The sequence below is a fragment of the Psychrobacter sp. PSi21 genome, from assembly GCF_054960615.1.
The window spans coordinates 1-975 of the sequence record NZ_JBHNYR010000043.1; the positions used below are offsets into that span (position 1 = coordinate 1).

Consider the following 975-nt stretch of genomic DNA (forward strand, 5'->3'; position numbering starts at 1 on the left):
AACCTGGGAACTGCATCTGAAACTGTTAGGCTAGAGTAGGTGAGAGGGAAGTAGAATTCCAGGTGTAGCGGTGAAATGCGTAGAGATCTGGAGGAATACCGATGGCGAAGGCAGCTTCCTGGCATCATACTGACACTGAGGCTCGAAAGCGTGGGTAGCAAACAGGATTAGATACCCTGGTAGTCCACGCCGTAAACGATGTCTACTAGTCGTTGGGTCCCTTGAGGACTTAGTGACGCAGCTAACGCAATAAGTAGACCGCCTGGGGAGTACGGCCGCAAGGTTAAAACTCAAATGAATTGACGGGGGCCCGCACAAGCGGTGGAGCATGTGGTTTAATTCGATGCAACGCGAAGAACCTTACCTGGTCTTGACATATCTAGAATCCTGCAGAGATGCGGGAGTGCCTTCGGGAATTAGAATACAGGTGCTGCATGGCTGTCGTCAGCTCGTGTCGTGAGATGTTGGGTTAAGTCCCGCAACGAGCGCAACCCTTTTCCTTAGTTACCAGCGGTTAGGCCGGGAACTCTAAGGATACTGCCAGTGACAAACTGGAGGAAGGCGGGGACGACGTCAAGTCATCATGGCCCTTACGACCAGGGCTACACACGTGCTACAATGGTAGGTACAGAGGGCAGCTACACAGCGATGTGATGCGAATCTCAAAAAGCCTATCGTAGTCCAGATTGGAGTCTGCAACTCGACTCCATGAAGTAGGAATCGCTAGTAATCGCGGATCAGAATGCCGCGGTGAATACGTTCCCGGGCCTTGTACACACCGCCCGTCACACCATGGGAGTTGATTGCACCAGAAGTGGATAGCCTAACTTAGTGAGGGCGTTCACCACGGTGTGGTTGATGACTGGGGTGAAGTCGTAACAAGGTAGCCGTAGGGGAACCTGCGGCTGGATCACCTCCTTATAGACAGCATTCGGTCAGCAAGAATTCACAACAAGTTGTTCTTTAGTTTAAGCT

1 rRNA gene is annotated in these 975 nt (G+C 51.8%); it reads left to right on the forward strand.

Annotated elements, in window-relative coordinates:
• Positions 1-921: ribosomal RNA gene (locus ACFI32_RS14790) — 16S ribosomal RNA — on the forward strand; the annotation flags it as partial.
• Between the last annotated feature and the right edge of the window lie 54 nt (positions 922-975).